Source organism: Photobacterium damselae subsp. damselae (genome assembly GCF_038086725.1).
Lineage (GTDB): Bacteria > Pseudomonadota > Gammaproteobacteria > Enterobacterales > Vibrionaceae > Photobacterium > Photobacterium damselae.
This window is the reverse complement of the sequence record NZ_CP146970.1, coordinates 1,467,250-1,491,038: the sequence shown is the minus strand read 5'-3', so window position 1 is coordinate 1,491,038 and position 23,789 is coordinate 1,467,250. Positions and strand designations below refer to the sequence as shown.

The 23,789-nt window shown below is 38.2% G+C and carries 21 protein-coding genes and 1 pseudogene; 17 read left to right on the top strand and 5 right to left on the bottom strand.

Annotated elements, in window-relative coordinates; translation table 11 throughout:
- The first annotated feature begins 4 nt into the window (after window positions 1-4).
- The 4 genes from WAX86_RS06790 to WAX86_RS06775 all read left to right on the top strand — a co-directional run bounded on the left by WAX86_RS06790 (window position 5) and on the right by WAX86_RS06775 (window position 4,323).
- A complete protein-coding gene (locus WAX86_RS06790) occupies window positions 5-1,222 on the top strand; it encodes an ABC transporter substrate-binding protein (protein WP_341489320.1) in 1,218 nt (405 codons plus the stop codon).
- 88 nt (window positions 1,223-1,310) lie between these two features.
- Window positions 1,311-2,987, top strand: coding sequence for a thiamine ABC transporter permease (locus tag WAX86_RS06785; RefSeq protein WP_341489319.1), 1,677 nt, complete (start codon window positions 1,311-1,313; stop codon window positions 2,985-2,987).
- Window position 2,988: 1 nt separating this feature from the next.
- Complete coding sequence (locus tag WAX86_RS06780; protein ID WP_341489318.1) at window positions 2,989-3,621, top strand: ATP-binding cassette domain-containing protein; 633 nt, start codon at window positions 2,989-2,991, stop codon at window positions 3,619-3,621.
- Window positions 3,622-3,708: 87 nt separating this feature from the next.
- Entirely contained in the window at window positions 3,709-4,323 is a 615-nt protein-coding gene (locus WAX86_RS06775) for a CDP-alcohol phosphatidyltransferase family protein (RefSeq protein ID WP_044175552.1), read from the top strand.
- Here the strand turns inward: WAX86_RS06775 and punR are convergent.
- Window positions 4,320-5,222 carry a DNA-binding transcriptional activator PunR gene (gene punR / locus WAX86_RS06770; RefSeq protein WP_065172153.1) on the bottom strand — a complete coding sequence of 301 codons (903 nt, stop codon included), beginning with the start codon at window positions 5,220-5,222 and terminating at the stop codon, window positions 4,320-4,322. The two genes, WAX86_RS06775 and punR, sit on opposite strands and share 4 nt — an antisense overlap.
- A 106-nt stretch (window positions 5,223-5,328) precedes the next feature.
- Here punR and punC point away from each other — a divergent pair, with 106 nt between their 5' ends.
- From punC to WAX86_RS06740, 6 genes are all read left to right on the top strand, one after another.
- Window positions 5,329-6,537 carry a purine nucleoside transporter PunC gene (gene punC / locus WAX86_RS06765; RefSeq protein WP_005299707.1) on the top strand — a complete coding sequence of 403 codons (1,209 nt, stop codon included), beginning with the start codon at window positions 5,329-5,331 and terminating at the stop codon, window positions 6,535-6,537.
- Between the two features lie 471 nt (window positions 6,538-7,008).
- A complete protein-coding gene (gene artP / locus WAX86_RS06760) occupies window positions 7,009-7,737 on the top strand; it encodes an arginine ABC transporter ATP-binding protein ArtP (RefSeq protein WP_068969348.1) in 729 nt (242 codons plus the stop codon).
- Between the two features lie 47 nt (window positions 7,738-7,784).
- Complete coding sequence (locus tag WAX86_RS06755; RefSeq protein ID WP_341489317.1) at window positions 7,785-8,522, top strand: arginine ABC transporter substrate-binding protein; 738 nt, start codon at window positions 7,785-7,787, stop codon at window positions 8,520-8,522.
- Between the two features lie 14 nt (window positions 8,523-8,536).
- On the top strand, window positions 8,537-9,265 hold the full coding sequence (gene artQ, locus WAX86_RS06750) for an arginine ABC transporter permease ArtQ (RefSeq protein WP_005299714.1): 729 nt from the start codon (window positions 8,537-8,539) through the stop codon (window positions 9,263-9,265).
- The gene (gene artM / locus WAX86_RS06745) at window positions 9,265-9,936 is read left to right on the top strand and encodes an arginine ABC transporter permease ArtM (protein ID WP_065172157.1); all 672 of its coding nucleotides are present in this window, start codon (window positions 9,265-9,267) and stop codon (window positions 9,934-9,936) included. The genes artQ and artM overlap by 1 nt, the downstream gene beginning before the upstream one ends.
- A 63-nt stretch (window positions 9,937-9,999) precedes the next feature.
- Window positions 10,000-10,440: a VOC family protein gene (locus WAX86_RS06740; RefSeq protein ID WP_341489316.1), complete on the top strand. Its 441-nt coding sequence runs from the start codon at window positions 10,000-10,002 to the stop codon at window positions 10,438-10,440.
- Window positions 10,441-10,496: 56 nt separating this feature from the next.
- Here the strand turns inward: WAX86_RS06740 and WAX86_RS06735 are convergent, their stop codons facing one another.
- Both WAX86_RS06735 and WAX86_RS06730 read right to left on the bottom strand, forming a co-directional pair.
- Window positions 10,497-11,135: a Qnr family pentapeptide repeat protein gene (locus WAX86_RS06735; protein WP_044177240.1), complete on the bottom strand. Its 639-nt coding sequence runs from the start codon at window positions 11,133-11,135 to the stop codon at window positions 10,497-10,499.
- Between the two features lie 134 nt (window positions 11,136-11,269).
- Window positions 11,270-11,938, bottom strand: a complete 669-nt coding sequence (locus WAX86_RS06730; protein WP_050787765.1) for a cystatin domain-containing protein — start codon at window positions 11,936-11,938, stop codon at window positions 11,270-11,272.
- A gap of 509 nt (window positions 11,939-12,447) precedes the next feature.
- Between WAX86_RS06730 and WAX86_RS06725 the strand changes: the two genes are divergently transcribed.
- Window positions 12,448-13,665: an SGNH/GDSL hydrolase family protein gene (locus WAX86_RS06725; protein ID WP_341489315.1), complete on the top strand. Its 1,218-nt coding sequence runs from the start codon at window positions 12,448-12,450 to the stop codon at window positions 13,663-13,665.
- An 81-nt stretch (window positions 13,666-13,746) separates the two neighbouring features.
- Here the strand turns inward: WAX86_RS06725 and WAX86_RS06720 are convergent, their stop codons facing one another.
- Window positions 13,747-14,103: a DsrE family protein gene (locus WAX86_RS06720; RefSeq protein WP_341489314.1), complete on the bottom strand. Its 357-nt coding sequence runs from the start codon at window positions 14,101-14,103 to the stop codon at window positions 13,747-13,749.
- Between the two features lie 242 nt (window positions 14,104-14,345).
- Between WAX86_RS06720 and WAX86_RS06715 the strand changes: the two genes are divergently transcribed.
- Window positions 14,346-14,882, top strand: a complete 537-nt coding sequence (locus tag WAX86_RS06715) for a shikimate kinase (protein ID WP_341489313.1) — start codon at window positions 14,346-14,348, stop codon at window positions 14,880-14,882.
- A 92-nt stretch (window positions 14,883-14,974) separates the two neighbouring features.
- Window positions 14,975-18,034 (top strand): EAL domain-containing protein, encoded by a 3,060-nt coding sequence (locus tag WAX86_RS06710; RefSeq protein WP_341489312.1) that lies wholly within the window; start codon window positions 14,975-14,977, stop codon window positions 18,032-18,034.
- Window positions 18,035-18,061: 27 nt separating this feature from the next.
- Here the strand turns inward: WAX86_RS06710 and WAX86_RS06705 are convergent.
- Window positions 18,062-18,277, bottom strand: a pseudogene (locus tag WAX86_RS06705) (DUF2007 domain-containing protein); the annotation flags it as partial.
- A 269-nt stretch (window positions 18,278-18,546) separates the two neighbouring features.
- Between WAX86_RS06705 and WAX86_RS06700 the strand changes: the two are divergent.
- The 4 genes from WAX86_RS06700 to WAX86_RS06685 all read left to right on the top strand — a co-directional run bounded on the left by WAX86_RS06700 (window position 18,547) and on the right by WAX86_RS06685 (window position 23,693).
- A complete protein-coding gene (locus WAX86_RS06700) occupies window positions 18,547-18,900 on the top strand; it encodes a hypothetical protein (protein WP_044175542.1) in 354 nt (117 codons plus the stop codon).
- Window positions 18,901-19,798: 898 nt separating this feature from the next.
- Entirely contained in the window at window positions 19,799-21,031 is a 1,233-nt protein-coding gene (gene gltS, locus WAX86_RS06695; RefSeq protein ID WP_065172193.1) for a sodium/glutamate symporter, read from the top strand.
- Between the two features lie 249 nt (window positions 21,032-21,280).
- Window positions 21,281-22,510, top strand: a complete 1,230-nt coding sequence (locus WAX86_RS06690; protein ID WP_341489311.1) for an OFA family MFS transporter — start codon at window positions 21,281-21,283, stop codon at window positions 22,508-22,510.
- Between the two features lie 154 nt (window positions 22,511-22,664).
- Window positions 22,665-23,693 (top strand): amino acid ABC transporter substrate-binding protein, encoded by a 1,029-nt coding sequence (locus WAX86_RS06685; RefSeq protein WP_341489310.1) that lies wholly within the window; start codon window positions 22,665-22,667, stop codon window positions 23,691-23,693.
- The last annotated feature ends 96 nt before the right edge of the window (window positions 23,694-23,789 follow it).

The window sequence follows — 23,789 nt, the reverse complement described above, 5'->3', positions numbered from 1 at the left end:
CTTTATGTTAACAAAATCATTTAAACACATAGCCTGCGCATTATTAGCCAGCTTTTCTCTACTTTCTTACGCACAAGGAAATGATTCCAAGCAGGACCTCACTTCGCCGTTACATGACAACTGGCAACATATTGTCGCAAAAGCTAAAGGACAAACAGTCTATTTTAATGCTTGGGGAGGCAGCCAAGAGATCAATGAATATCTACGCTGGGCTGACCAAGAGTTGCAACAACAATATGGTGTCACGCTAAAGCAAGTTAAAGTTGCCGATATCTCCGAAACGGTACAGCGGCTAGTAGCAGAGAAAGCGGCTGGAAAAAACCATGATGGCAGTGTTGATATGGTCTGGATTAACGGCGAAAACTTCCGAACCATGAAACAAAATAATCTTCTTTTTGGTCCTTTTGTTCATCAGTTACCTAATTGGGCATTAGTGAACAAGAAGCTTCCCGTCGAACAAGATTTTACACAAGCAACAGAAGGTTACGAAGCGCCATGGGGAGTTGGTCAGCTAGTCTTTATCTATGACAGCGCTAAGTTGAGTAACCCACCTAGGAGTTTTGCTCAGCTATTAACTTTTGCTCAGCAACACCCAGGAAAAGTAAGCTATCCTAAGCCGCCAGAATTTCATGGCAGCAGTTTCTTAAAAGCAGCATTGCTTGAATTAACGCCTGATAAAAAGGCCTTATATCAACCTTTAGTATTGCCACAGGATCAAGCAAAGTTTGATCGTGTTACAGCTCCACTTTGGCACTATTTAGATCAGTTACACAAGGTCGCATGGCAGCAAGGTAAAAAGTTCCCTTCAGGATCGGCTGAGATCATGCAACTACTCGATGATCAGCAACTTCTATTAGCCGTTACCTTTAACCCAAATGCCGCAAAAGCCGCTATTGAAAATGGTAATTTAACTGAAACGGCTAAAACTTATGCTTTTGACCAAGGAGCATTAACCAATGTGCATTTTCTTGCTATACCTTGGAATGCGCAGGCCAAAGAGGGAGCGATGGTTGCAATCAACTTCTTAATGAGCCCACAAGCTCAGGCAAGAAAAGCTGATACAACAATTTGGGGCGATCCAACGGTGCTAACCACTCAAGCATTGCAGAAAGATCAAGCTAAAGGCCAATCAACATTCCAACTTTATAAAGCCATTTCTGAACCAGATCCGAGCTGGCTAACCGCTATTGAACACGAGTGGCAACAGCGTTACGGTAACTAAATCATAACGGATATCTCACCCAATCTAACCCAGTAGATACTCATAAAATACTGGGTTAGATTTTTATCAAAATCGTCAAGAACCTTTTATGCGTCGAAGCTTATTCATACTAACAATCATTATTGTTTTTCTGCCTATAATACCTGGGTTATTTGGCGTCATCTTACCTGCATTTTCTTATATCCCAACCTTGGGGTTACACCATATTTCACTTCAAGGCTTTTATCAGGTATTTCAATGGCCTCATGTTACAGATTCCATTGTCATTACCGTTTGGAGTGGGCTGATTAGTACCGCTATTTCACTCTATTTAACCTATTCTTTTTTAAGACTATTTTGGCATACAGTTCAATGGAAAAAACTGGAAGCATGGCTATCACCGCTGCTTGCCATCCCCCATGTTGCTTTTGCTATTGGTTTAGTTTTTTTAGTCAGTCCAACAGGATGGCTTAATCGTTTATTGGATTTAATCAGCTCGAAACTGGCGATCATTAATCTGGCTCAAGACCCTTATGCTCTTGGGTTGATTTTGGTTCTAACAATCAAAGAGACACCTTTTCTTATTTTGATGAGCATTGCTGTATTACAACAACTTAATACGCCGCAATTAGTTCGAATTAGTGCCAGTCTCGGTTATTCACCCCAACAAGCATGGCAAAAAGTGATTTTTCCGCAATGGCTACCAAAAATTAGACTCCCCCTTTATGCGGTTATTGCCTATGGTTTATCTGTGGTCGACTTAAATCTAATCATTGGACCAAGTCAACCAAGTTCATTTTCGGTATTGGTTTGGCAGTGGTTTAACGACAGCGATTTATCTTTACTACCCAGAGCAACGGCGGGGGCACTCGTTTTACTGCTTATTGCCGGTATCGTGTTATGTGTTGTCCGTAGTCTGGAGTGGGTTATTCTCCATCACAGACGACACTGGCTGATTAAAGGGACAAATAGCAAAAGTGCAAATAGCGATTATCCACCAGCCAATGGTTGGTTTGTTAGCACAGCTCCATTACGCAAAGTGAGTCTATTGATATTTCTTAGTTTGCCTATTGTGACTCTACCTTTGCTGGGCATATGGTCTTTTGCGCTACGTTGGCGTTTTCCCGATATTTTACCCTCTCGCTGGTCAGAACGTTTTTGGCAACAAGAGATTGAACATATCACTCAGCTATTAACTACCAGCACTTTATTCGCCGGCCTGAGTGCTTTGATTTGTCTTGTTTTAGTCATAGGAAGTTTAGAATTTAGAGATAAGTACCAACTGAATATTCCAGTTGTCGTTATTGCGATACCTTTAATCGTTCCACAGCTATCTCTATTATTTGGTATTCAAATCACTACGTTATATTTTCCGACCAATACTTATTTTTTATGGGTATTATGGGGCCACATTTTTTATGTTTTTCCCTATATGTATTTAGCCCTCGATGGCACATGGCGCAGTTATGATCCTAGGTATTCTTACACTGCTGCAAGCTTAGGAATATCGCCAGTACGAGTTTGGTGGCAAGTAAAACGCCCACAGTTAATGACTGGAATCATATTTGCTTTTGCTATGGGCTTAAGTGTTAGTTTTGCCCAATACTTACCGACACAAATGTTAGGGGCTGGGCGAATAACGACACTCACAACAGAAGCCGTTGCTCTAGCCAGCGGACAAGATCGTCGAGTAACTGCAATTTATGGTTTGCTCCAAGGTCTCTTACCTTTAGTTAGCTTTACTCTTGCTTTAATTTTTAGCAAAAAATACCGGGTAACCTCATAGTATGACGTCTCTTATTATCAAAGATCTTACGGTCAAAAATCACCATACCCCAGTATTCGGTCCTATTAGCTTTACCGTGAAACCAGGAGAAATTTTATCTCTTATGGGGCCTAGTGGTTGTGGTAAGTCCACACTTCTCAATATTGTTGCAGGACACAATAATGCGCCATTTACCTATACTGGAGACCTTTATCTTGGTCATAAGCTGCTCGATAAAATCCCAGCATATCAAAGAGAAATAGGACTACTATTTCAAGATGATTTACTGTTTCCTCATCTAAATATTTGGGAGAATCTCGCGTTCGCTTTACCAGCAGAAATAAAAGGCACAAAACGTCATCAGCAAGCCCTTGAGGCATTAGAATCTATTGGCCTGATAACATTAGCCAATCATCATCCAAGTCAAGTATCTGGTGGGCAGAGAGCAAGAATAAGTCTGATGAGAACATTATTAGCAAAGCCCAAAGCCATATTACTTGATGAACCATTTAGTAAATTAGATCCCGATTTACGCCAAGGTTTTCGACAATTTGTATTTAATCACATAACTGACTGTAATATTCCAACTTTGATGGTGACACATAACAGCGGAGACATTCCATTAAATGGTAAAGTATTAACTTGGCCTTGGTAATATTGAATTAATCATCTCTCAATAACAGCTAAATACTGGGTTATAGCCCGCACTTAAGACCGTTAGAGTCTATGAATAGGAACTCGAATGTTAGATCGCTACGCAATAAAAATTATAAAATGGCCACTTAAAACGCTAGCTGCTTTACCTGATAAATTGGGTATTAGCGCCAATCAAGTAACTATCACAGGATTTATTATTGGTCTATTTACTCTACCGGCCCTTGCTTTTCAACGTTATGACTTGGCGTTAGTCTTTATTGTTATTAATCGCCTATTAGATGGATTAGACGGTGCGATTGCACGCCGCCAAGGTATTACCGATTGCGGCGGTTTTTTAGATATTACGTTGGATTTTATCTTTTACTCTTTAGTGCCATTTGGATTTGTGTTAGCCGATCCAAATAATAATGCAATTGCTGGCGCTTTCTTAATTTACTCATTTATTGGCACAGGTTCGAGCTTTCTGGCATTTGCGATTATGGCAGGTAAGCGTAATATCGAAAGCCCAGTGTATAAACAAAAATCACTCTATTACATTGGTGGGTTAACCGAGGGAACAGAAACCATTGCTTGCTTTATTTTGTTCTGTCTATTTCCCTCATACTTTTCGATAATTGCGTGGATATTTGGAGCCCTTTGCTGGGTGACAACAGCGACTCGTATTTGGGCTGGTTACCAAACATTAAAACAGCAGCCTTAACGCATCCAATCTCGGTGCAGTTTGTCGCTGTCACCGAGATAATCTAAAATCCATGTTACCGCAGGGCTTAATCGTTCTTTATTCCAAGCCAAACAACATGGACTGACAGCAGGTTTAACCGCCAACTCACGTTCAACCAACTCCCCTTTCTCTAATAATGGTATGGCCATATGAGTGGGTACCACAGAAATTCCCAACCCCGCTTTTAAACACTGCAGCGCACTGTGCCAATTAGGAACCATAATTCGTCGCTGGTTATCCATTAACCAAGTAACTCGTTTGGGCAGAGTTCTTGATGTATCTTCCAAACAGATTGCAGGGTATTTGGCTAACTCATCTGAGGTTAATGGTTCTTTAGCATCGGCTAATGGGTGATCTGGCGCGAGTACAAAAGTCCAAGTCAGCATTCCCATGTCTCGATAGTCAAAATTTCCTCCCACAGGAACCGCAGCTGTCGCACCAATGGCGATATCAGCGCGACCATCAGCAAGAGCATCCCAAACACCATTAAACACTTCCATTGTAAGATGCAACTCAACATCGGGAAATTCACGATAAAAATCTCTTACCAGCATATTGGCCTGACGTTCTCGAACCACGGTATCTAACGCAACCGAGACACTCTCTGACCAACCATTAGCGACTTGTTGAGTACGAAATTTGATCTGCTCCATTTGTTTAATCAACTTGCGGGCTTCTTCGACAAAATACTCACCTGCAGGCGTTAATTTCACCTGCCGATGCATGCGAACAAATAAATCGACAGCTAATCGCTCTTCTATTAAACGAACTGTATAACTTATCGCACTTGGAACTTTGTGTAATTCTTCAGCAGCGGCGGAAAAGCTGCCACGACGGGCGACAACGTCGATAACAAGGAGATCATGATAAGAGAACATTTCACATCAAATTTTTTGAAAGCAATGTTTAAATTTTACCGTTTCACAGCGCATTTGGCTATGGGTACACTACACAATAACGAAACACCAATAAAAGACTATAATAATGAATCAACAACCATCCAAAATGACTCTAATCTGGTTTGCATGTTTAAGTATGCTTGGTTTCCTAGCAACCGACATGTATCTACCAGCATTTGAAACGATTCGTGTTGCATTTGGTACAACGCAATCATTAATCGGCTTAACTCTTAGTGTATTCTTACTTGGAATGGCACTAGGTCAACTTGTCTATGGACCTTTATCTGATCGCATCGGTCGTAAAAAGGTTCTTTTAGGCGGTATGGCATTATTCAGTGTCGCTACACTACTTTGCTCTATTGCTCCGAACATTGAAACTTTCTTAATTGCCCGTTTTGTTCAAGCTCTAGGTGCCTGCTCTGCAACTGTTATTTGGCAAGCCGTTGTTGTTGATCGCTACCACGGTAAAACTTCAGAGCGTATCTTTGCGACCATCATGCCTCTTGTTGCTTTATCTCCTGCGCTGGCGCCACTTGCAGGTGCTATGCTGGAGCATCAACTAGGCTGGCGTAGTATCTTTATTACACTTGTCGCTTTTGGTGTCATCATGTGTGTTATGACACTAAGCGAAAAAGAAAGTGCGCCAATCGATAAAGAACATGAAAAAGTATCGATTCAGTTACGCCGTGACTACCGTGATATTTTAAGTTCAAAGAAATTTGTTGGTAACATGCTTATCTTTGCCGCGTGTTCAGCAGCCTTCTTTGCCTACTTAACAGGTTCACCATTTGTCATGTCAGCGATGGGTTACTCTGGCGCAGATATCGGCTTAAGTTACGCACCTCAAACCGTAGCGTTTATCGTTGGTGGTTATGGTTGTCGTACTTTACTTAACCGTTACGAAGGTCGTCAGATTCTACCTTGGTTATTGGTTCTGTTTTTCGCTAGTGTGCTTATCATGTTTGTTATTTCTATCAGCATGGAAGTTACAACGATTTGGCCAATTCTTATCCCATTCTGTCTACTTGCTGTAGCAAATGGTGCAATTTACCCAATCGTGATTAACTCAGCATTAGGCGACTTTAAACACTGTAGTGCAACTGCGGCGGGCTTACTGAACTTCTTGCAAACAATGGTATGTTTTGCGGCAAGTGGCCTTGTATCAACATTTGCAGGTTATGGCTTAATTACAGTGACTACAGGTATGTTCATTGCTGGATTCGTAACGTTAATTGGCTACTCATTTGTAAAAAGTGCGCACCATCAGCAGTCAATGAAACCTGCCGAAGCTTAATACTGAAAAGTTAGCGCTCTATTTATATCGCTAATGTAACAACCAAGCCACTCGCTTAAGTCTGCTTTTAATAAAGAGTCTTATGCGGTGGCTTTTTCTTTATAGATACACACCCATCTCTTTTCTTCTCCCCTATTTGTCTGTTTATTCCTTCTTATGCATATTTCTAGCGATAACAGTCTTTTTTAAGCAGACTTTTGCTAGTTATTTGCATTCAAAGTCGCCAATATTAAATAAAGAAGAAATAATTATGCAAACCACACCAACCAACAAATAAGAATCCATCACGGTACTCTTTTATCACAAGTAGTAGAAGCGGACTAAAAACCAACACAAGCAGACTAAAAAACTAGCAAAAACCCATTAATTAATAAGAAAACACAGCAATAAAAATTTTTATACATTTTTATTGCATAAAAAAACAATTGGGATAGTATAAATCACAGGTGAGAAATAATGCAGATTTTTAACATGGGTATTCAAGTTAGTAATGTAAATAAATCCTATGGGGCCACCCAAGTGCTTCACGATATCAACTTTGAATGTGATCAAGGTGACACTTTGGTTTTGCTCGGTCCTAGTGGTGCAGGAAAAAGCTCTCTTCTAAGAGTGCTAAACCTTCTTGAAGATGCAAACAGTGGGCAACTCAATATCGCCAATGGTCGGTATAACTTCGATGCTGGTATCTGTGAAAAAGAGGGCTTAGCACTACGACGAAAAGTAGGCATGGTATTTCAGCAATATAATCTATGGCCTCATATGACGGTTTTAGAGAATCTAATTGAAGCGCCAATAAAAGTTGCAGGACTTAACAAAGACCAAGCAATAAAAGAGGCAAAAGATATTTTGAAAACACTTCATTTAGAAGATAAAGCGGATGCTTGGCCTTTACACCTATCTGGTGGGCAACAACAAAGGGTGGCGATTGCAAGAGCATTAATGATGAAGCCTGAAGTCCTCCTATTTGATGAACCGACTGCGGCACTTGATCCTGAAATTACCGCACAAGTAGTCAATATCATCAAACAATTAAGTGCGACGGGTATTACTCAAATTATCGTGACACACGAAGTCGATTTTGCCAAAAAAGTAGCCAGTCATATTTTGTATTTGGAACAAGGAAAAGTCGTTGAGCATGGCGATAGCAGTTCATTTACATCACCCAAAACGCAAGCATTTTCTGATTACTTAAAACATTAATTAAACACAACATATAAAGCAGCGATAAGTTCGCATGGAGTAACGCGATGAAAAAGATTGTTTTAGCAACCCTGATTGGCCTGGCATCAACTCACGCTCTAGCAGCCGAGCAAGAACTAAAGTTCGCAATGGAAGCAACTTATGCCCCATTTGAGTACATTGATGAGAATAATCAGATTCAAGGTTTCGACGTGGATTTGGCTAACGCCCTTTGTCAACAGATGGACGTAAAATGTACGTTCCATAATCAAGCTTTTGATAGCCTAATCCCCGCTCTAAAGTTTAAACGCTACGATGCCGCCATTTCTGGTATCGATATTACTGAAGCTCGTCAGCAACAAGTGAGTTTTTCAGAACCCTACTATGACAATGCAGCCGCCTTTGTCAGCCTAAAAGATAAAGTTGCCGATCAAGCAGCTTTAAACGGTAAGCGTATCGGGGTGCAAAATGGCTCCACACACCAAAGTTACTTGCTTGATAATATGTCTGGAGTGACCGCAGTACCGTATTCAAGCTATCAAGATGCATTTATTGATATGCAAAATGGACGTATTGATGCTGTCTTTGGTGATACAGCAGTGGTTGCGGAATGGTTCAAAAAAGATCCTAATTTAGCTTATGTTGGTAAACCTATTACCAACCAAAAGTATTTCGGCAACGGTTTTGGTATTGCAGTCAATAAATCAAACCAAGAGTTGATCAATAAGCTAAATACCGCGCTTAAAACAGTGAAAGCAAACGGTCAGTACCAAGTTATTTACGATAAATACTTTAGTAATAAATAAGATACGGTAAAAAAATGGGATTAACAGGTTACTCTTTATCCCTGCTAGAAGCGAGTTGGATGACTATTCAGCTCGCTTTTACCAGCCTTGCTGTCGGTTTGGTATTAGCAGTGATTTTTGCAGCAGGTGAGATGTCGCGGCATAAATTATTAGCTTGGACAACAACAGGATGGGTTACTCTACTTCGTGGGTTACCTGAAATACTGGTTGTATTATTTATTTTCTTTGGCTCATCTCAGATTTTGTTTTATATCACTGGCGACTACATTGAAGTCAGCCCTTTTCTCTCAGGAGTCATTGCTCTCTCCCTTATTTTTTCAGCTTACGCCTCTCAAACCATCCGAGGTGCTCTTAAAGCCGTATCAAAGGGGCAAAGAGAAGCCGCATCCGCATTGGGGCTAAGTTCGGGGCGTACTTTTTTCAAAATTATTTTGCCACAAACTGTACGCCATGCTTTGCCAGGTTTAACCAATCAATGGTTAGTGCTGCTAAAAGATACTGCGCTTGTCTCGCTCATTGGAGTCACGGATCTATTAAAACAAGCACAATTAACCTCAGCAGCAACTCATGAGAGTTTTACTTGGTATGCAACAGCGGCTGCTATTTATTTAGTCATTACGTTATTAACTCAACAGCTTATCAAAGTAGTAGAAAAGAAATATCAGATTCAAGATACCCAAAGTTACGATATAAAAAGTAAAAAGAAAATTAGCAAGAAACCTATTGCTCAAGGAGTTTCATAATGAATGAGCACTATTTTTGGCAACTCGTTGAAGGATTAGGTACCAGCTTACAACTCACCGTTGTTTCTTTAGCTGTCGGCTGTACCCTAGCCTTACTCATGACATTAAGTTTGATCCTAAAAACCCCCGTTATCTCTCAACTTAACAAAGGGATCATTATCCTATTTACTGGCACACCATTGCTGGTTCAAATATTTCTTGTTTATTACGGACCAGGACAATTTGAAGCAGTAAGGAACAGTTTTGTGTGGCACTGGTTAAGTCAACCTTGGTTTTGTGCCATGCTCGCGCTAGCTCTAAACACAGCCGCCTATAGTACACAGCTGTTCAAAGGGGCGTTTAATGCAATACCGTCAGGCCAATGGTTAGCTTGTCGAGCTTTAGGAATGAATACCCGCCAGTCTCTCGGGGTCTTATTACCTTTTGCCATCCGCCGTGCAGTACCCGCATACTCAAATGAAGTTATTTTAGTATTTAAAGGGACATCGTTAGCCAGTACGATCACCATTATGGATTTAATGGGCTATGCACAACGTATTAATGGGCAAACATACGATACCTTAACAGTGTTTGGTATTGCAGGTGCTATGTACTTATTAGTTAATGGAATTTTAACCTTAATTTTCCGTCAAGTAGAAAAAAGAGCGCTCGCGTTTGAAGTAGCGAACTGATTCTAGTTTCGCTATTATCAAGTTACTTGGATATAAGCAGTCAGTACATAAGAAAGGTTATCAATGGAATATTTACATACTATGGTTCGAGTGGCGGATCTGAACCAATCTCTCGACTTTTATTGCAATCAATTAGGGTTAGTGGAAACACATCGAAAAGAGAGTGAAAAGGGTCGTTTCACCCTAGTCTTTCTTGCTGCTCCCGGTGATGCTAAACAAGCTGAGCAGACAAAAAGTCCATTATTAGAACTTACCTATAACTGGGATTCAGAAACATATACTGGCGGTCGTAATTTTGGTCATTTAGCATTTCGTGTCGATGATATCTATGCGCTATGCGAACACATGCAACAAGCGGGTGTTATCATTAATCGACCACCACGCGATGGTCATATGGCATTTGTAAAATCACCCGATGATATCTCGATTGAACTACTACAAAAAGGTGAGCCATTACCACCAGCAGAACCGTGGCTTTCTATGGAAAATACCGGGAGTTGGTAATTACCGATTCATGCGTTCACCGTATTAAATACCATGAATATGGTGAACGTTTCTGCTTAGCTCAGAACCACAATACCCAATTGATTGAGTAACTGCTCTTGCTGCCAATCACAAATTTGTACTCCAGTAAAATCAACATAGCGAATATCAACACCATCAAGATCTACATGAGTCAAATTTGCTTTATGCCAAACACACTGCCGCCACTGCTCTTGAGAAAACTCTCCTCGACTTAAATCAGAACCGACAAACGAGACCCCTAATAAATTGGCGCCATTCCACCGGTTTTCAAATAACTCGCACTCTTCGAATTTCACATCTTCAAAGTTACAGTATGAAAGGTTGCATGCCGAAATATAAGCTGAGCAAAAATACGTATTATGAGAGATATAATTAGTAAATGAAGCCTGCTGAAAATCGGCCCCTTGCAAATTAGTTTCTCTCAATTCAAGGCCAAAACACTGTGCTCCGCGAAAGTTAGCAAAACTTAGATTACACCCTTTAAAACTGGCATCTTTTAACTGGGCGTATGCAAAGTCACAACCTTGACTATCGCCAGATTCGATAAAGGAACAATCAATAAACTGAGTATCAGTAAGGTTAGCTCTTGAAAAGTCACACAGAATAAAACGACAGTGGCGATATATTTGTCCTGCTAAATCTTGTTGACTAAAATCTTCTCGCTCAAAATGCATCTGTTCCAATATTCTATTCCTTTCAATAAAAAAACCACCAAGACTCTTAAACTCTAACCAAAGTTAGAATAGAACCTTGATGGTCATTATACTTGATACTCAATAGGTTAAGTATCGTTTACTTGCGTATTTTCTTATTCGTGATGAGATCCGCAGTGATGTTCAGTCTCTTCAGCAAGTTTTACTTCTTTTACGTCGTACTCACCTTTTAGGCTACGGAATACTTTCGCTGCGTACTCTTTACCATCTTCAGTTGTAAACTTAACATAGTAGTTAAGACCTGCAACAACTTGCTGGCTCACAGAATCAACTTGTTTTAGTTTTTGATCTGCACCAAGGCTCTTCACTGCGGCATTTGCTGCATCGATAACTTCAGGGGTAATCTCGCCTTTAGACCAGCCACCAGGCAAACTGTGGTGAGATTCAGCACACTCAGGAGAGGTTGCTTTACGAACTTCATCAGCACCAGATGCAACAGCAGCAGAGATCTTATCTGCAGCCTCATTGACTTGCTCAGCTGTTTTATCTGACATATCGCTTGCAGCAACCTTCGCTGAATCACTTAACTCTTTTACTTTTTGTGAAGCATCATCTGCCGCAGCTTTCGCAGAATCGCCTAGCTCACCCGCTTTTTCTGATGCGGTATTTAGTAGATCTTTTGCCGACTCTTGTAAATCAGCCGCTTTTTGCTGTAGCTCAGCTTGCGCTTCTACTTGAGTGTCTTGCTTTGGCTGTGGATCTTTAGCATCACAAGCCATTAATGTCATTGAACCTAATGCGACAACTAATAATTTTTTATACATATCTAAATCCTTCTTACTGCAACACAAAACAGAATAATTGTTTTAATTGTAATATCCAGTGATCATAACTCATGGAATTTCGAACACTGTATCAGGTTATAATGTAACAACTGTCAATAACTTGCAAAATGATAGCGACAGAAAACACTTCTATAAAAGTAGTAAACCTATAACTAAATACCAAATAATCTCATCAGTTCTCACCCTCTTAAGATGGGAAATACCTAAGAAGCTTTAAACTAAGTATTAATACAACAGATAGGCATTGTGTTTCCATAGCAGCAAAAAACTTAAAATAAATTATACGCATATTTTTATTGCGTGTTATTTGTAAATTATAGTTAATTATATAAAAAACATTGAGTTATTAGTTAATCGTTGGATCCCCCTCTCATAATAGCAGTAATCTACTTGCTAACTTGTATCAAAAGAGAAATATTCCAAATAAGAATAAAAATAAGAGAGTTATCGTCAGCAACACTTTCAACTCATGCTAGGTTAAATCAATTATGAAAAAGTCAGTACTTACATTGACGCTTGCTTTACTGTGTTCACAAAATGTATTTGCACAGGATCAACCAACTCTCGATCCAGGTAAATCCACTTATACTTATGTGCGCTGTTGGTATCGTTCTGGTGCAACTCATGACGAGGCAAGCACAGAGTGGAAATGGGCCAAAAACAGTGATGGTAGTTATTATACAGTTCCAGGATACTGGTATTCTTCAGTATCACCGATGAATATGTTTTTTACCGATGTAGGCCAAGAGACTATTAAACAGCAGTGTAAACAAACTTTAGGTATTGATCATAACGCTGCTGATATTACCTATTTTGCCTCTGATATGCGTTATTCATTTAATCACTCATTTTGGACAAACGATAAATCAAACCAGGCAGGTAAAATTAATAAAATCGTAAGTTTTGGTGACAGTATCTCTGATACCGGAAATATCTTTAATGCGTTTCAATGGCGCTTCCCAAACCCAAACTCTTGGTTCTTAGGCCACTTCAGTAATGGATTTGTCTGGACTGAATACCTAGCGCAGGAAAAACACTTACCGCTTTATACTTGGGCTGTCGGTGGAGCTGCGGGTGAGACTGAATATGGATTCTTATCGGGTATTCATGACCAAGTGAACTCCTATCTTCAATATATGACGATGGCGAAAAACTATAATCCTCAAAATACATTGTTTACGATTGAATTTGGTTTAAATGATTTTATCAATTACAACCGCACTGTTGCTGAAGTCTCAAAGGATTTCACAACAGCACTCACAACGCTATTCCAAAATGGTGCCGAAAATATTGTTGTTTTAACGCTACCAGATGCTTCTATTGCCCCTCAATTTAAATACTCAACACCTGAACATGCACAAGAAGTGAGCGCTAAAATTAAGCAATTTAATCAGTATGTCACAGCTGAGGCGATGCGTTTTCGTATGGAAGGCCACAATGTTGCATTATTTGACTCAATGGCTTTATTTAATGATATGACAACAACACCTGCTAAATATGGTTTCCATAACATTAAAGATGCCTGTTTAAATATCAACCGAAGTTCATCTAAAGACTATTTAATGAGTCATGCTTTAACCAACGATTGTGCAAGCTATGGTTCAGACAGTTATATGTTTTGGGGTGTCACCCATCCAACGACTCACACCCACCATATTCTTGCTGAAGAAGTCGCTAAAAAAGTATCGTCACAATTTAACTTCTAACTAAATAAGGCTCTGGTCATATTACACCAGAGCCTCATTTTCCTTTGTTCGCTTCTTTATGTGCGTAAGAGGCATCAACCTTTAAAAGGTAAACACTTTATCAGCCTCAAGAGTCCACTGTGCCAAATCATCCAAGGTTGCAACAGAACACCCCTCTACAAGAGCGATATCACTAAGCCCTCTCGCTTGAATACACGTTTTACACATTTTGATCTCGCTTCCCTGAGCTAAAGCAATCTCTAACATTTGCTGAATATCATAACCTTCGGCTGGATTCTGCTTAGCAATAGCGCAGGTTACCGCATCAGACATTAAGAAAATTCGAACTTGAGCCGCCCCTAATTCTTGCTCATTGAGTTTAATCGCTAAACGTAGCGCATTAAATGGGCGTTCACTCCCATATGGAGCATCATTAATTATAATAAGAATGGATTGCATGATTGCGTATTCCTTTAACACTAGAGATTTAATAAATTCATTCACTACCATATATAATACAAATTATTTGAGCATTTCCTGTTTCTACTCAAATTTATGTGTAAAAATTAAACATAAGTTAGGATTTCATAAGATTATCCTATGATCTATAGACATAATTTGGCAAAGTACGCACCTGCTTGCTATCGTCATGCAGATTGTTACTATTTCCAATTTACTTCCAGCTCTCAGAGAGGCGGCTGATGACACCAAGTTTGAATCTAACCTACGCACCAAATGTTTTATTTCTTTTTGGCCTATCAGGGGCTGGGAAATCTTATGTTGGAGACGTAATCGGTCAACACAGTGGCTGGCATGTATATCATGCAGATGAAGATTTAACTCAAGAAATGCGTCGAGTCATTAGCGAACAGAAGCCTTTTACGGAACAAATGCGTGACGATTTTTTTGTTAAAATTGTCTCTCGTATCAAACAATTACAAAAACAACACAAAAAAATTGTCGTTACACAAGGTGCATACAAGAACAAACATCGCCATTATTTACTGCAAAGTATTGAAAATTTAGAACTTATTATGGTTTCAGCATCTGACTCTCTTATCCATAAAAGATTAGAGCATCGCCATAACGGTATATCAAATCAGAGCGCTGCTGCGATTAAGCATGTATTTGAGACGCCTAACCATTTTTCTCATACTATTGAAAACAATGAAGGGTCAGAATTTATCATTCAGCAACTTAACGCACTATATGCCAATGCCCGTAGTGCTGCAGCCTAAGCTCTATCCAACAAAGTAGACATAAATATATGCAACTTTAGACTTATATCGCTATACTCATGTATAGATGAATATAGGGATATAAGTCTAATATGAAACAAGTTCTAATTCGCTTTATTGGAATTTTGCTACCTTTGATTGCTGTCGTTGCAACCGCTTCGTGGTATTTCTATCAACAAGATGTTGCCCAATTACAAGAGCGAGTGAAAGAGAAAGAGCGCAACTACCATTCATCTTTAATGCAAATTCATAAATTGCATTTTAAATCGACTATTCATGATTTAACTTACCTTTCAGGAAAAATTCAGCAACAATATGACGATAAATTATCAATTGATGAGATCCGAAAAACATTCAAACAACTGATGATCAATACGCCTGAATATTTTTCTATTGCATTACTAGATGAAAATGGTTATCCCATAATTCAAGCAAACTCGCCTAACTCTCAAGAAAATCTTCCGCCCCAAGATGTCTATCGTCATTATCAAACAACGAAAAATTCCATACCTAAATTCTCAATTCTCGTGACTCCCTTTTTATACTATCAAGATGAGATCTTATATAACTTCATCACGACGATTAACGCAAAAGAGCACACTTCAATTCTACTCTCTTATCGCCTTAATACCTTTTTAAATGATTTTTCTAGAGATTATTCTTGGACTAATGGCCAAAATTTTATTCTTGATGAAAATGGTATCCTTCTAATGAGAGCCGAAAGCGAACTTTGGCCCTACTCGATGACAAATGATAGATTCAGTACGTCACATAGAAAAGAATGGAATTCAATAAAAAACAATAATCAAGGTCAATTTATTATAGAAGACCAACTTTTTACATTTACAAACTTTTCATTAAGCAATATAACAGCATCAAATAGTAATATCCCATCAGTGAATTTACCTTGGATAATTGTAACAAAAAACAATATTAATCAAGAGGTTAATCATCTTTTATATTCACAGCAAAGAATTATAAAAATCATTGCTTTTATTTTCTTTATTATGTCACTTTTTTCAGCTTGTATCGTTCTTGCTTGGCACTTTTCTCAACAACTCTTTTATGAAAAAAAATTGAGAAAAGAGCGTGATAATATTTTAGACAGATACTCATCAGTAATAAGGAATACGGCAGATGGATTAATTTTAATCAACGGTAAGAAACAAATAAAATCATTAAACTATGCAGCATGTAGTATCTTTAACATCACCACAAACAGTGTTGGCCAATCTATCTTATCTATAACAACTGACAAAACTGTAATAGCTGAGATACTACGACTATTTGACCTTGTAAATAAAGAGCAGCCAAATTCTAAGCATACTATTTTTAAATCAAAAACAATTCTAAACACAATATCAACTCGTCATATTGAGCTGATGGTATCTAAAATTGACTCTACTAATCAAGATGAGTTTCTATTCAATATAAAAGATATAACTTACTGGGTACAAAGAGAAAATAAAATCAGGAACTTATCCCAGGTTATCGAGCAAAGTGATGATGGCATTGTAATTATTACCATTGGAGGGCTCATTGAATATGTTAATAAATCGTTTGAGCTATCAAAAAACAAGAGATCCTATGAATTGGTTGGAACCAAAGCTGAAGTATTATTGGAACCTTATAATATTTCAGATTTAGAGCTAGAACAATTGCACAAAAAAATACAACGAGGAGAAACAGTCCAATATGTCGTAGATTATATTGATAATAATAAAACCATCTACGAACATAAAAAAATATCACCGATTAAAAATAGCAATGGCGATATCACTCATTATGTTTCAATTACAAGAAATATTACAGAACAAATTATTGCAGAGAATAAACTGAAAAAATTAGCTCATTATGATGAAAGAACTAATTTACCGAACCGTATTCATCTTGTAAATAAAATAGCCAACTATATTCAATCTTCAGAAAATCCAGCTATTTTATTAGATATAGATTTAGATAATTTTAAAACAGTAAATGAAACATTAGGCATGGAATGCGGAGATGAGATATTACTTGTTATTGCACAACGACTACAAATTTTTGCACAATTAGGCGTTATAGCAAGAGTTAGCGGTGATGAATTCACTATCTTTTTAACTAATCTATCTTTAATTCCAGATTTCCAACGCTTTTGTCAACAAATTCATGAATATGTAAGCCAACCAATACAAATTCGACATAAAAATATTTCAATCAACATCAGTATTGGTATCGCTCGATACCCTCAAGATGCGATTACAACCGACAGTTTAATTAAATATGCGAATATTGCACTATATGAAGCTAAAGATCGTGGACGTAATAGAGATTGTTACTTTGAGATGGAAATGGCAGAGCGATCAACTAAACGGTTAGAACTTGAAATGCAATTGCGAGAATCAATTGGTACAGATAGATACGAATTATTTTATCAGCCTAAAGTAGATACATGTACTCATAAATTAGTTGGCGCAGAGGCTTTGCTAAGATGGCGAGATCCATATGGAAAATTAGCATCCCCTATTGATGTTATCCCTATATTGGAATTGTCAGGGTTAATCATTCCCGTTGGTGAACAACTCATTACCCAAGCCTGTATGACTTTAAAAAGATGGCAGGATAAAGGTTTACAGATACATCTAGCATTGAACCTATCGGCAAAACAATTGCAAGACTCAGATATCGTCGAGACATTTGAGCGTAATATTATTCTTACAGGATGTGATCCTAGTTTGCTGCAAGTAGAGCTCACAGAAAGTATGTTAATGACGGATGTTAAGCTGGCCCTGGATACATTAACTCGTCTCCAGACGCTTGGAGTCAAGATTGCCATTGATGATTTTGGTACAGGCTATTCATCCCTAGCCTATCTTCATAAGTTTCCAATCCACATTCTGAAAGTAGATCGTTCTTTTGTTACAGACTTACCTTTCTGTGCCGACAGCATCACAATATCCAAAGCCATTGTTGAACTGGCTCATAGCTTGAATCTTCAAGTTGTTGCCGAAGGTGTAGAAGATAAACATCAAGCCGCTTTCTTGAACTCAATTAACGTCGATGAGTTACAGGGGTTTTACTTTGGAAAACCAATGCCAATTCAAGATTTTGAAACACATTTTTTGTGTAACAGTAAGAATCATTCGCCATGTTCAGAATCAGCTAAACAATGAGAATCATTCGCCATGTTCAGAATCAGCTAAACAATGAGAAAAATCGCTCGCAAGTAAATCGGCCGCGACTTCTGCTTGATCTTCCTCGACCATAAGTCTTACGCCACCCATCGCATTAGAATATAACCACTGCATATTCACCGTATGTTCATCGGCAAGAAAAGCATGAATTCCTGCCGAATTTAGACTGGCTTTCGCAATATGTGCTTCGTGAGGAAAAAGAAAACGTGCAATGGTTATCATAGGTCGTACTCCCAAATGGCGTCTACTAGAGTATAATTCTTAATCAGCATATACCCAAACCACTTGATAAAACCAATTCAGATACCTTGTGCTGGTGCAAATTTGATACAGGCCCTGTTGTGTAACCCTCACTTTACCAAGTCTTTCTTATTGAAGCCTAAACTTGAGAATTACTTGGGTGTAGAGCCTGTGTATTGATAATCCCTACTCGATTATTCGGTTCATTTAGGTATACAATAAACCTATGGTTGATGCTCACGGTGCAAAAAATGAATTTTAACAATTATCAAAGTTTCAGTGATTACCTTGATGATCTTAATAAACAAAAACAGAACGCACAAATACAAGGTAAACCACAAGCCTATCCTCAGCGTACTCATGTTGTGGTAGACCCAACCGATCAAAGTAAAGCAAGAGAAGCACTGGCTAAAGAGCAGGAGCTTGCTTCAAGAAAGGCCGAAGAAGAAACGAAAATGCAGCATTATCGTATTAGTGGTCGGTACGTATTAGAAAATGAGGCCGTTTCTCAGCAAAAACAACAAAAACCAACTCGACCTGCAGATCCAAATCGAATTGCATACATTCAGCAATTACGTAAAGAGCTAAAATTGGTGAAGCGTTAAAATAAATTAGATAGACCAAACAGTAATCGATTATTTTTAACGTTACTGTTTGGGGTTAATTTCCTCTTTTTATCCTACAAGAAGTCCGATTTCTATTATCCTTACTCTGCATACTTTACCTCATTCATAGTTTATCACTACACCACCTATAAAAATTTCCTCTTTTTAACTTTCTCCTATTTATCAAAATTAACCATGCGTCTTCTCATATATAGAATAAACAACCTTATAGAGAGTAAAAATTTCGCTATATCTCGCCTATTGAGAATTACAACTAATGAATTAAGGGATCTTTTCTACTGGTTCTTCTCACTCTATGAGAGGATTTTTTTTATTATTATCAGAAACAATCTTTCGAACGCCGTTTCATTAACCAGAAAAATGTCTTAATTTAACAATTGAATGGCGTTTTTATAAATATGAAGGAAAAATAATCAATGAAATTTAGATTATTTTTCCCGCAATCTCATCAAATGAGAATATTAAATTTATTTTTTATTTCAGTTTTGGCAAATCATATTTCATATTAACTTATTGATTACACACCATATGATATGAACATAAGGAAACTTGCTAAACACACACCCTCATATAAAACATAAATACATGAAATAAAAGAAAATAAAATTAACACTCCAATAATAATCCCAAAAATGGAAAGGTTAACAAATAAAAATGCAACTACCATAAGATTAGAATGAACAACAATAAACAAAACAATAAATAAACATATAGGAAACAATTATATTTTGGATTTGTCATTTTTAACATAAACAACAAATATCACTCAAAGTTTTTTCTCATCGCCTACACTAAATAATAAATTAATGCAATATATGCAGAAGGCTTTTTAGGGGTTAAAATTAGCCCTCATAAGAAAGAACGAAGAAGATTAATGATGAACACAACAATTCATATTAATGAACTTGAGTCATTGCTTATCGCAATCATTGTGCTTTTTCTTGGCTCATTTATTAACTCTAAAATCAAGGTTCTGCAAAAATACAATATTCCAGAACCTATTGTTGGTGGTTTGATCGTTGCTATCTTAATTACATTACTTCATTTAGAAGGTATTGATGTTGTTTTCAAACTCTCAATGAAAGACACATTAATGCAAATGTTTTTTGCCACGGTAGGCCTAGCAGCGAGTTATAAGCTACTTCTACAAGGTGGTTCACGTGTATTACTATTTTTAGGCTTAGCTACAGTATTTATTATTATTCAGGATGCTGTTGGTGTTAGCTTAGCGAAAGTACTTGGACTTGATCCACTACTTGGCTTAATTGTTGGCTCGATTACCTTATCTGGTGGACACGGTACAGGTGCCGCTTGGTCTCAAACTTTTGCCCAACAATACGGCTTAACCAATACACTTGAACTTTCGATGGCAGCGGCAACGTTTGGCCTAGTAATGGGTGGTATTATTGGTGGTCCGATAGCACAAAGACTGATCAAGAAACATAACTTAACTTCATCATTTGGTGAAGGTAAGAACCACCATGACCAACACCCTGAATTGGTGACATACAGTGAAAATGAAGAAGATCGCATAACCTCTAAAACAACTATTGAGGTTCTCTTTATTCTTCTTGTTTGTGTGGCTGGTGCTTCACATGTAAAAACCTTTATTGATGGTTTTGGTATTAGCTCGCTCAATATTCCAGAGTTTGTTTATTCTCTGTTTATTGGTGTGTTTATTACTAATATTTGTGAAAGTACTAAAGCATACAAAATTAACAATGAAACAGTGGATGCATTAGGTACCATTTCATTATCGCTATTCTTAGCTATGGCCTTAATGAGCTTGCACCTATGGGAATTGCTGGATCTAGCACTACCAATGCTAGCTATTCTTGCAGTTCAAACGGTCGTTCTTGGTCTATTTACCTACTTTGTGACATTCCGTGTTATGGGTAGTAACTACGATGCTGCGGTTATTGTCGGTGGCCACTGCGGTTTTGGTATGGGTGCAACCCCAACAGCTGTGATGAACATGGGCTCTTTAGTGTCTCGTTATGGTCCATCGCCGCAAGCCTTTATGGTTGTTCCTATTGTTGGTGCATTCTTCATCGATATTGCCAACCTAATTGTGCTACAAGGTTACTTGATGTTTATCGCACCAAACTAACAGTTAGTATCGAAATCACTCGAAAGGGAAGGTTTTATGCCTTCCCTTTTTGTTATATTTCAGAACCATATTCCCTATAAGGATTATGAAGAAAAAAGCTGAAATATGACAAACCCCTTTCATTTGTAACAAATCTTTTCCCCCTATTTTCTCAAAAAATAATACTGATAGAATCCGCGCTCATTTTGCTGATTAGCGTGATACCTATCACAGCTAGTTGTCGTTAGCATTTTATTTTTTGAGAGAACAATGAAGAAATTTGATAGAGCAATGCAGATCCTATTCGCAGGATTCTGTATCAACCTTTGTATGGGTATCCTTTATGCGTGGAGTGTTTTCAAAAAAGCTCTAGTCGTTGATCTTGGCTGGTCAAACGCTGACGCATCACTACCATACACAGTTGCCATTATTACCTTCTCTCTATCCCTTCTTGTTGCTGGTATTCTTCAAGACCGTATGGGCCCTCGCAAAGTGCTTATTTTAGGTACTGTGATGGTTGGTCTTGGCATGATTATATCGAGTTTTGCTAATTCACCTATGATGCTGGTTCTTACTTTTGGTATTTTAACTGGTTGTGGTATTGGTTTTGGCTATGCCTGCCTAAGTCCGTCAGCGATGAAGTGGTTCCACCCATCGAAAAAAGGGTTAGTTAATGGCTTAATTGCTGCAGGTTTTGGCTTAGCTGCGGTTTACCTTGCTCCACTAACATCAATGCTAATCTCAACTTATGGTATTAACACCAGCTTCTTAATTCTTGGTATTGCCGTTATTATTATTGCGGTTCCATTAGCATTTACTATCAATAATCCACCAGCTGACTACGTGCCAGAAGCTCCTAAAGGTTACGATGCAACAAATAAGTCAACTAAGATCGTTGATATTAACTGGCGTGGAATGTTGAAAACACCTCAGTTTTACTCTCTATGGGTAATGTACGCTTTTGCGTCAGCGGCAGGTTTAATGATCATCGGTAACATCACGTCGATTGCTGCAACGCAAGCTAATATCACAGATGCTGCATACCTTGTTGTTATCTTGGCTATTTTCAACTCAGGTGGTCGTGTTGTTGCAGGTATTCTGTCTGATAAAATAGGTGGCGTAAAAACACTGATGCTTGCTTTTATTATGCAAGGTATCAATATGGTTATGTTTGCAAGCTTTAAAACAGATTTCACTCTAATTATTGGCGCTGCAGTTGCTGGCGTGGGTTACGGTACTCTACTGGCAGTATTCCCTTCAATTATTGCCGACTTCTATGGTCTTAAAAACTACGGTGCTAACTACGGTGTGCTATATACAGCATGGGGTGTAAGTGGTTTTATTGGTCCAGTCGTTGCCGCATTCGCAGTTGATACAACAGGCACTTACACATTAGCTTATACAGTATGTTCTGTCATGATTGCTGTTGCTGTTGTACTATCATTTATTACGAAAAAAGTTGATGCAGAAGCCCTTGAGAAAAAACTAGCATCTGCTTAAACATTGTAAAAAAATAGATCTGTCACGAAAAGCCTAGATGTTCCTATCTAGGCTTTTTTCGTATTGAAAAACATAGACCTAGCCAATTTCATTTTCGCTTTTTTCCAAAGAGCTTTCTATACTCAATGCATAATGCTTAGCAAGGATGAAAGCCATGGTTAATCATCGATTATCAATACAACAGCTAGGGCTTGTATTAGTTGCTCTACTGTTCAGTTATGCATCGGTAGCAAGCTCAACATTAGAGACAGTAAAAAAAAGAGGTTACATCAAATGTGGTGTGAGTACTGGATTATTAGGATTTTCTGAGCCCAATCAAAAAGGGATTTGGCACGGATTTGATGTTGAATTTTGTCGAGCTGTTGCTGCGGCAGTATTAAAAGATAAAGGTCTGGTAAAATTTATCCCTCTCACAGCTAAAGAGCGCTTCTTTGCATTACAGAACAACGATGTTGATTTATTGGCACGAAATACCAGTTGGACGCTTCATCGTGACACCTCATTAAATGTATTATTCACAGGCGTTAGTTATTACGATGGGCAAGGTTTCTTAGTCAAAACCTCAGCTAACATTAATAAAATTACGGAGTTATCAAATCCAAGAATCTGTTTTCAAACGGGCACGACAACAGAACTTAATCTCTCTGAATATTTTGCTCAAATAAAACAGCCGTTTCAATCCATCCCCTTTGATGCGAAACCACAACTAGTGACTGCCTTTGAAGATAATCGATGTGATGTTATCAGCAGTGATAAGGCAGGCTTATATTCCATTAAACAATCATTAAAAGATCCCCTATCAGCTCATATATTAGTTAGCGTTATTTCTAAAGAACCTTTAAGTCCAGTTGTACGTGACAACGATAGCCAGTGGTTTAACATCGTAAAATGGACGCTGTTTACATTACTTAATGCCGAAGAAAATCGTATTAGCTCTGAAAATATTGATGATTTAAAAGACTCATCTACCCCCCATATAGCTCGTTTTCTCTCAACCAAAGACAACTTAAGTGAAGGGCTTCAACTTCCTCTTGATTGGCGTTACCAGGTCATTAAGCAAGTTGGGAACTATGGCCAAATATATGAACGCACCTTAGGTCATTCATCTAAACTTAAGATGGAACGAGGGCTCAATGCGTTATGGATTGATGGCGGTATTCAGTATGCTCCGCCGATTCGATAACGATAGATGTTAGACAGTTGAAACATCCATTTACAACTTTACTCACATAAAAAACACAAATGGAAATATACTGTTGTTCAAGGGGTTAGCTTGTGG

Excerpts from the sequence above, each read along its gene's own strand:
- WAX86_RS06685 (WP_341489310.1), top strand. The coding sequence starts at position 22,665 with ATGGTTAATCATCGATTATCAATACAACAGCTAGGGCTTGTATTAGTT.
- artM (WP_065172157.1), top strand. The coding sequence starts at position 9,265 with ATGAATGAGCACTATTTTTGGCAACTCGTTGAAGGATTAGGTACCAGC.
- WAX86_RS06715 (WP_341489313.1), top strand. The coding sequence starts at position 14,346 with ATGACACCAAGTTTGAATCTAACCTACGCACCAAATGTTTTATTTCTT.
- WAX86_RS06790 (WP_341489320.1), top strand. The coding sequence starts at position 5 with ATGTTAACAAAATCATTTAAACACATAGCCTGCGCATTATTAGCCAGC.
- WAX86_RS06710 (WP_341489312.1), top strand. The coding sequence starts at position 14,975 with ATGAAACAAGTTCTAATTCGCTTTATTGGAATTTTGCTACCTTTGATT.
- WAX86_RS06785 (WP_341489319.1), top strand. The coding sequence starts at position 1,311 with ATGCGTCGAAGCTTATTCATACTAACAATCATTATTGTTTTTCTGCCT.
- WAX86_RS06730 (WP_050787765.1), bottom strand. The coding sequence starts at position 11,938 with ATGTATAAAAAATTATTAGTTGTCGCATTAGGTTCAATGACATTAATG.
- WAX86_RS06690 (WP_341489311.1), top strand. The coding sequence starts at position 21,281 with ATGAAGAAATTTGATAGAGCAATGCAGATCCTATTCGCAGGATTCTGT.
- artP (WP_068969348.1), top strand. The coding sequence starts at position 7,009 with ATGGGTATTCAAGTTAGTAATGTAAATAAATCCTATGGGGCCACCCAA.
- punC (WP_005299707.1), top strand. The coding sequence starts at position 5,329 with ATGAATCAACAACCATCCAAAATGACTCTAATCTGGTTTGCATGTTTA.
- WAX86_RS06725 (WP_341489315.1), top strand. The coding sequence starts at position 12,448 with ATGAAAAAGTCAGTACTTACATTGACGCTTGCTTTACTGTGTTCACAA.
- WAX86_RS06700 (WP_044175542.1), top strand. The coding sequence starts at position 18,547 with ATGAATTTTAACAATTATCAAAGTTTCAGTGATTACCTTGATGATCTT.
- WAX86_RS06755 (WP_341489317.1), top strand. The coding sequence starts at position 7,785 with ATGAAAAAGATTGTTTTAGCAACCCTGATTGGCCTGGCATCAACTCAC.
- WAX86_RS06720 (WP_341489314.1), bottom strand. The coding sequence starts at position 14,103 with ATGCAATCCATTCTTATTATAATTAATGATGCTCCATATGGGAGTGAA.
- WAX86_RS06775 (WP_044175552.1), top strand. The coding sequence starts at position 3,709 with ATGTTAGATCGCTACGCAATAAAAATTATAAAATGGCCACTTAAAACG.
- punR (WP_065172153.1), bottom strand. The coding sequence starts at position 5,222 with ATGTTCTCTTATCATGATCTCCTTGTTATCGACGTTGTCGCCCGTCGT.
- gltS (WP_065172193.1), top strand. The coding sequence starts at position 19,799 with ATGAACACAACAATTCATATTAATGAACTTGAGTCATTGCTTATCGCA.
- WAX86_RS06780 (WP_341489318.1), top strand. The coding sequence starts at position 2,989 with ATGACGTCTCTTATTATCAAAGATCTTACGGTCAAAAATCACCATACC.
- WAX86_RS06740 (WP_341489316.1), top strand. The coding sequence starts at position 10,000 with ATGGAATATTTACATACTATGGTTCGAGTGGCGGATCTGAACCAATCT.
- WAX86_RS06735 (WP_044177240.1), bottom strand. The coding sequence starts at position 11,135 with ATGCATTTTGAGCGAGAAGATTTTAGTCAACAAGATTTAGCAGGACAA.
- artQ (WP_005299714.1), top strand. The coding sequence starts at position 8,537 with ATGGGATTAACAGGTTACTCTTTATCCCTGCTAGAAGCGAGTTGGATG.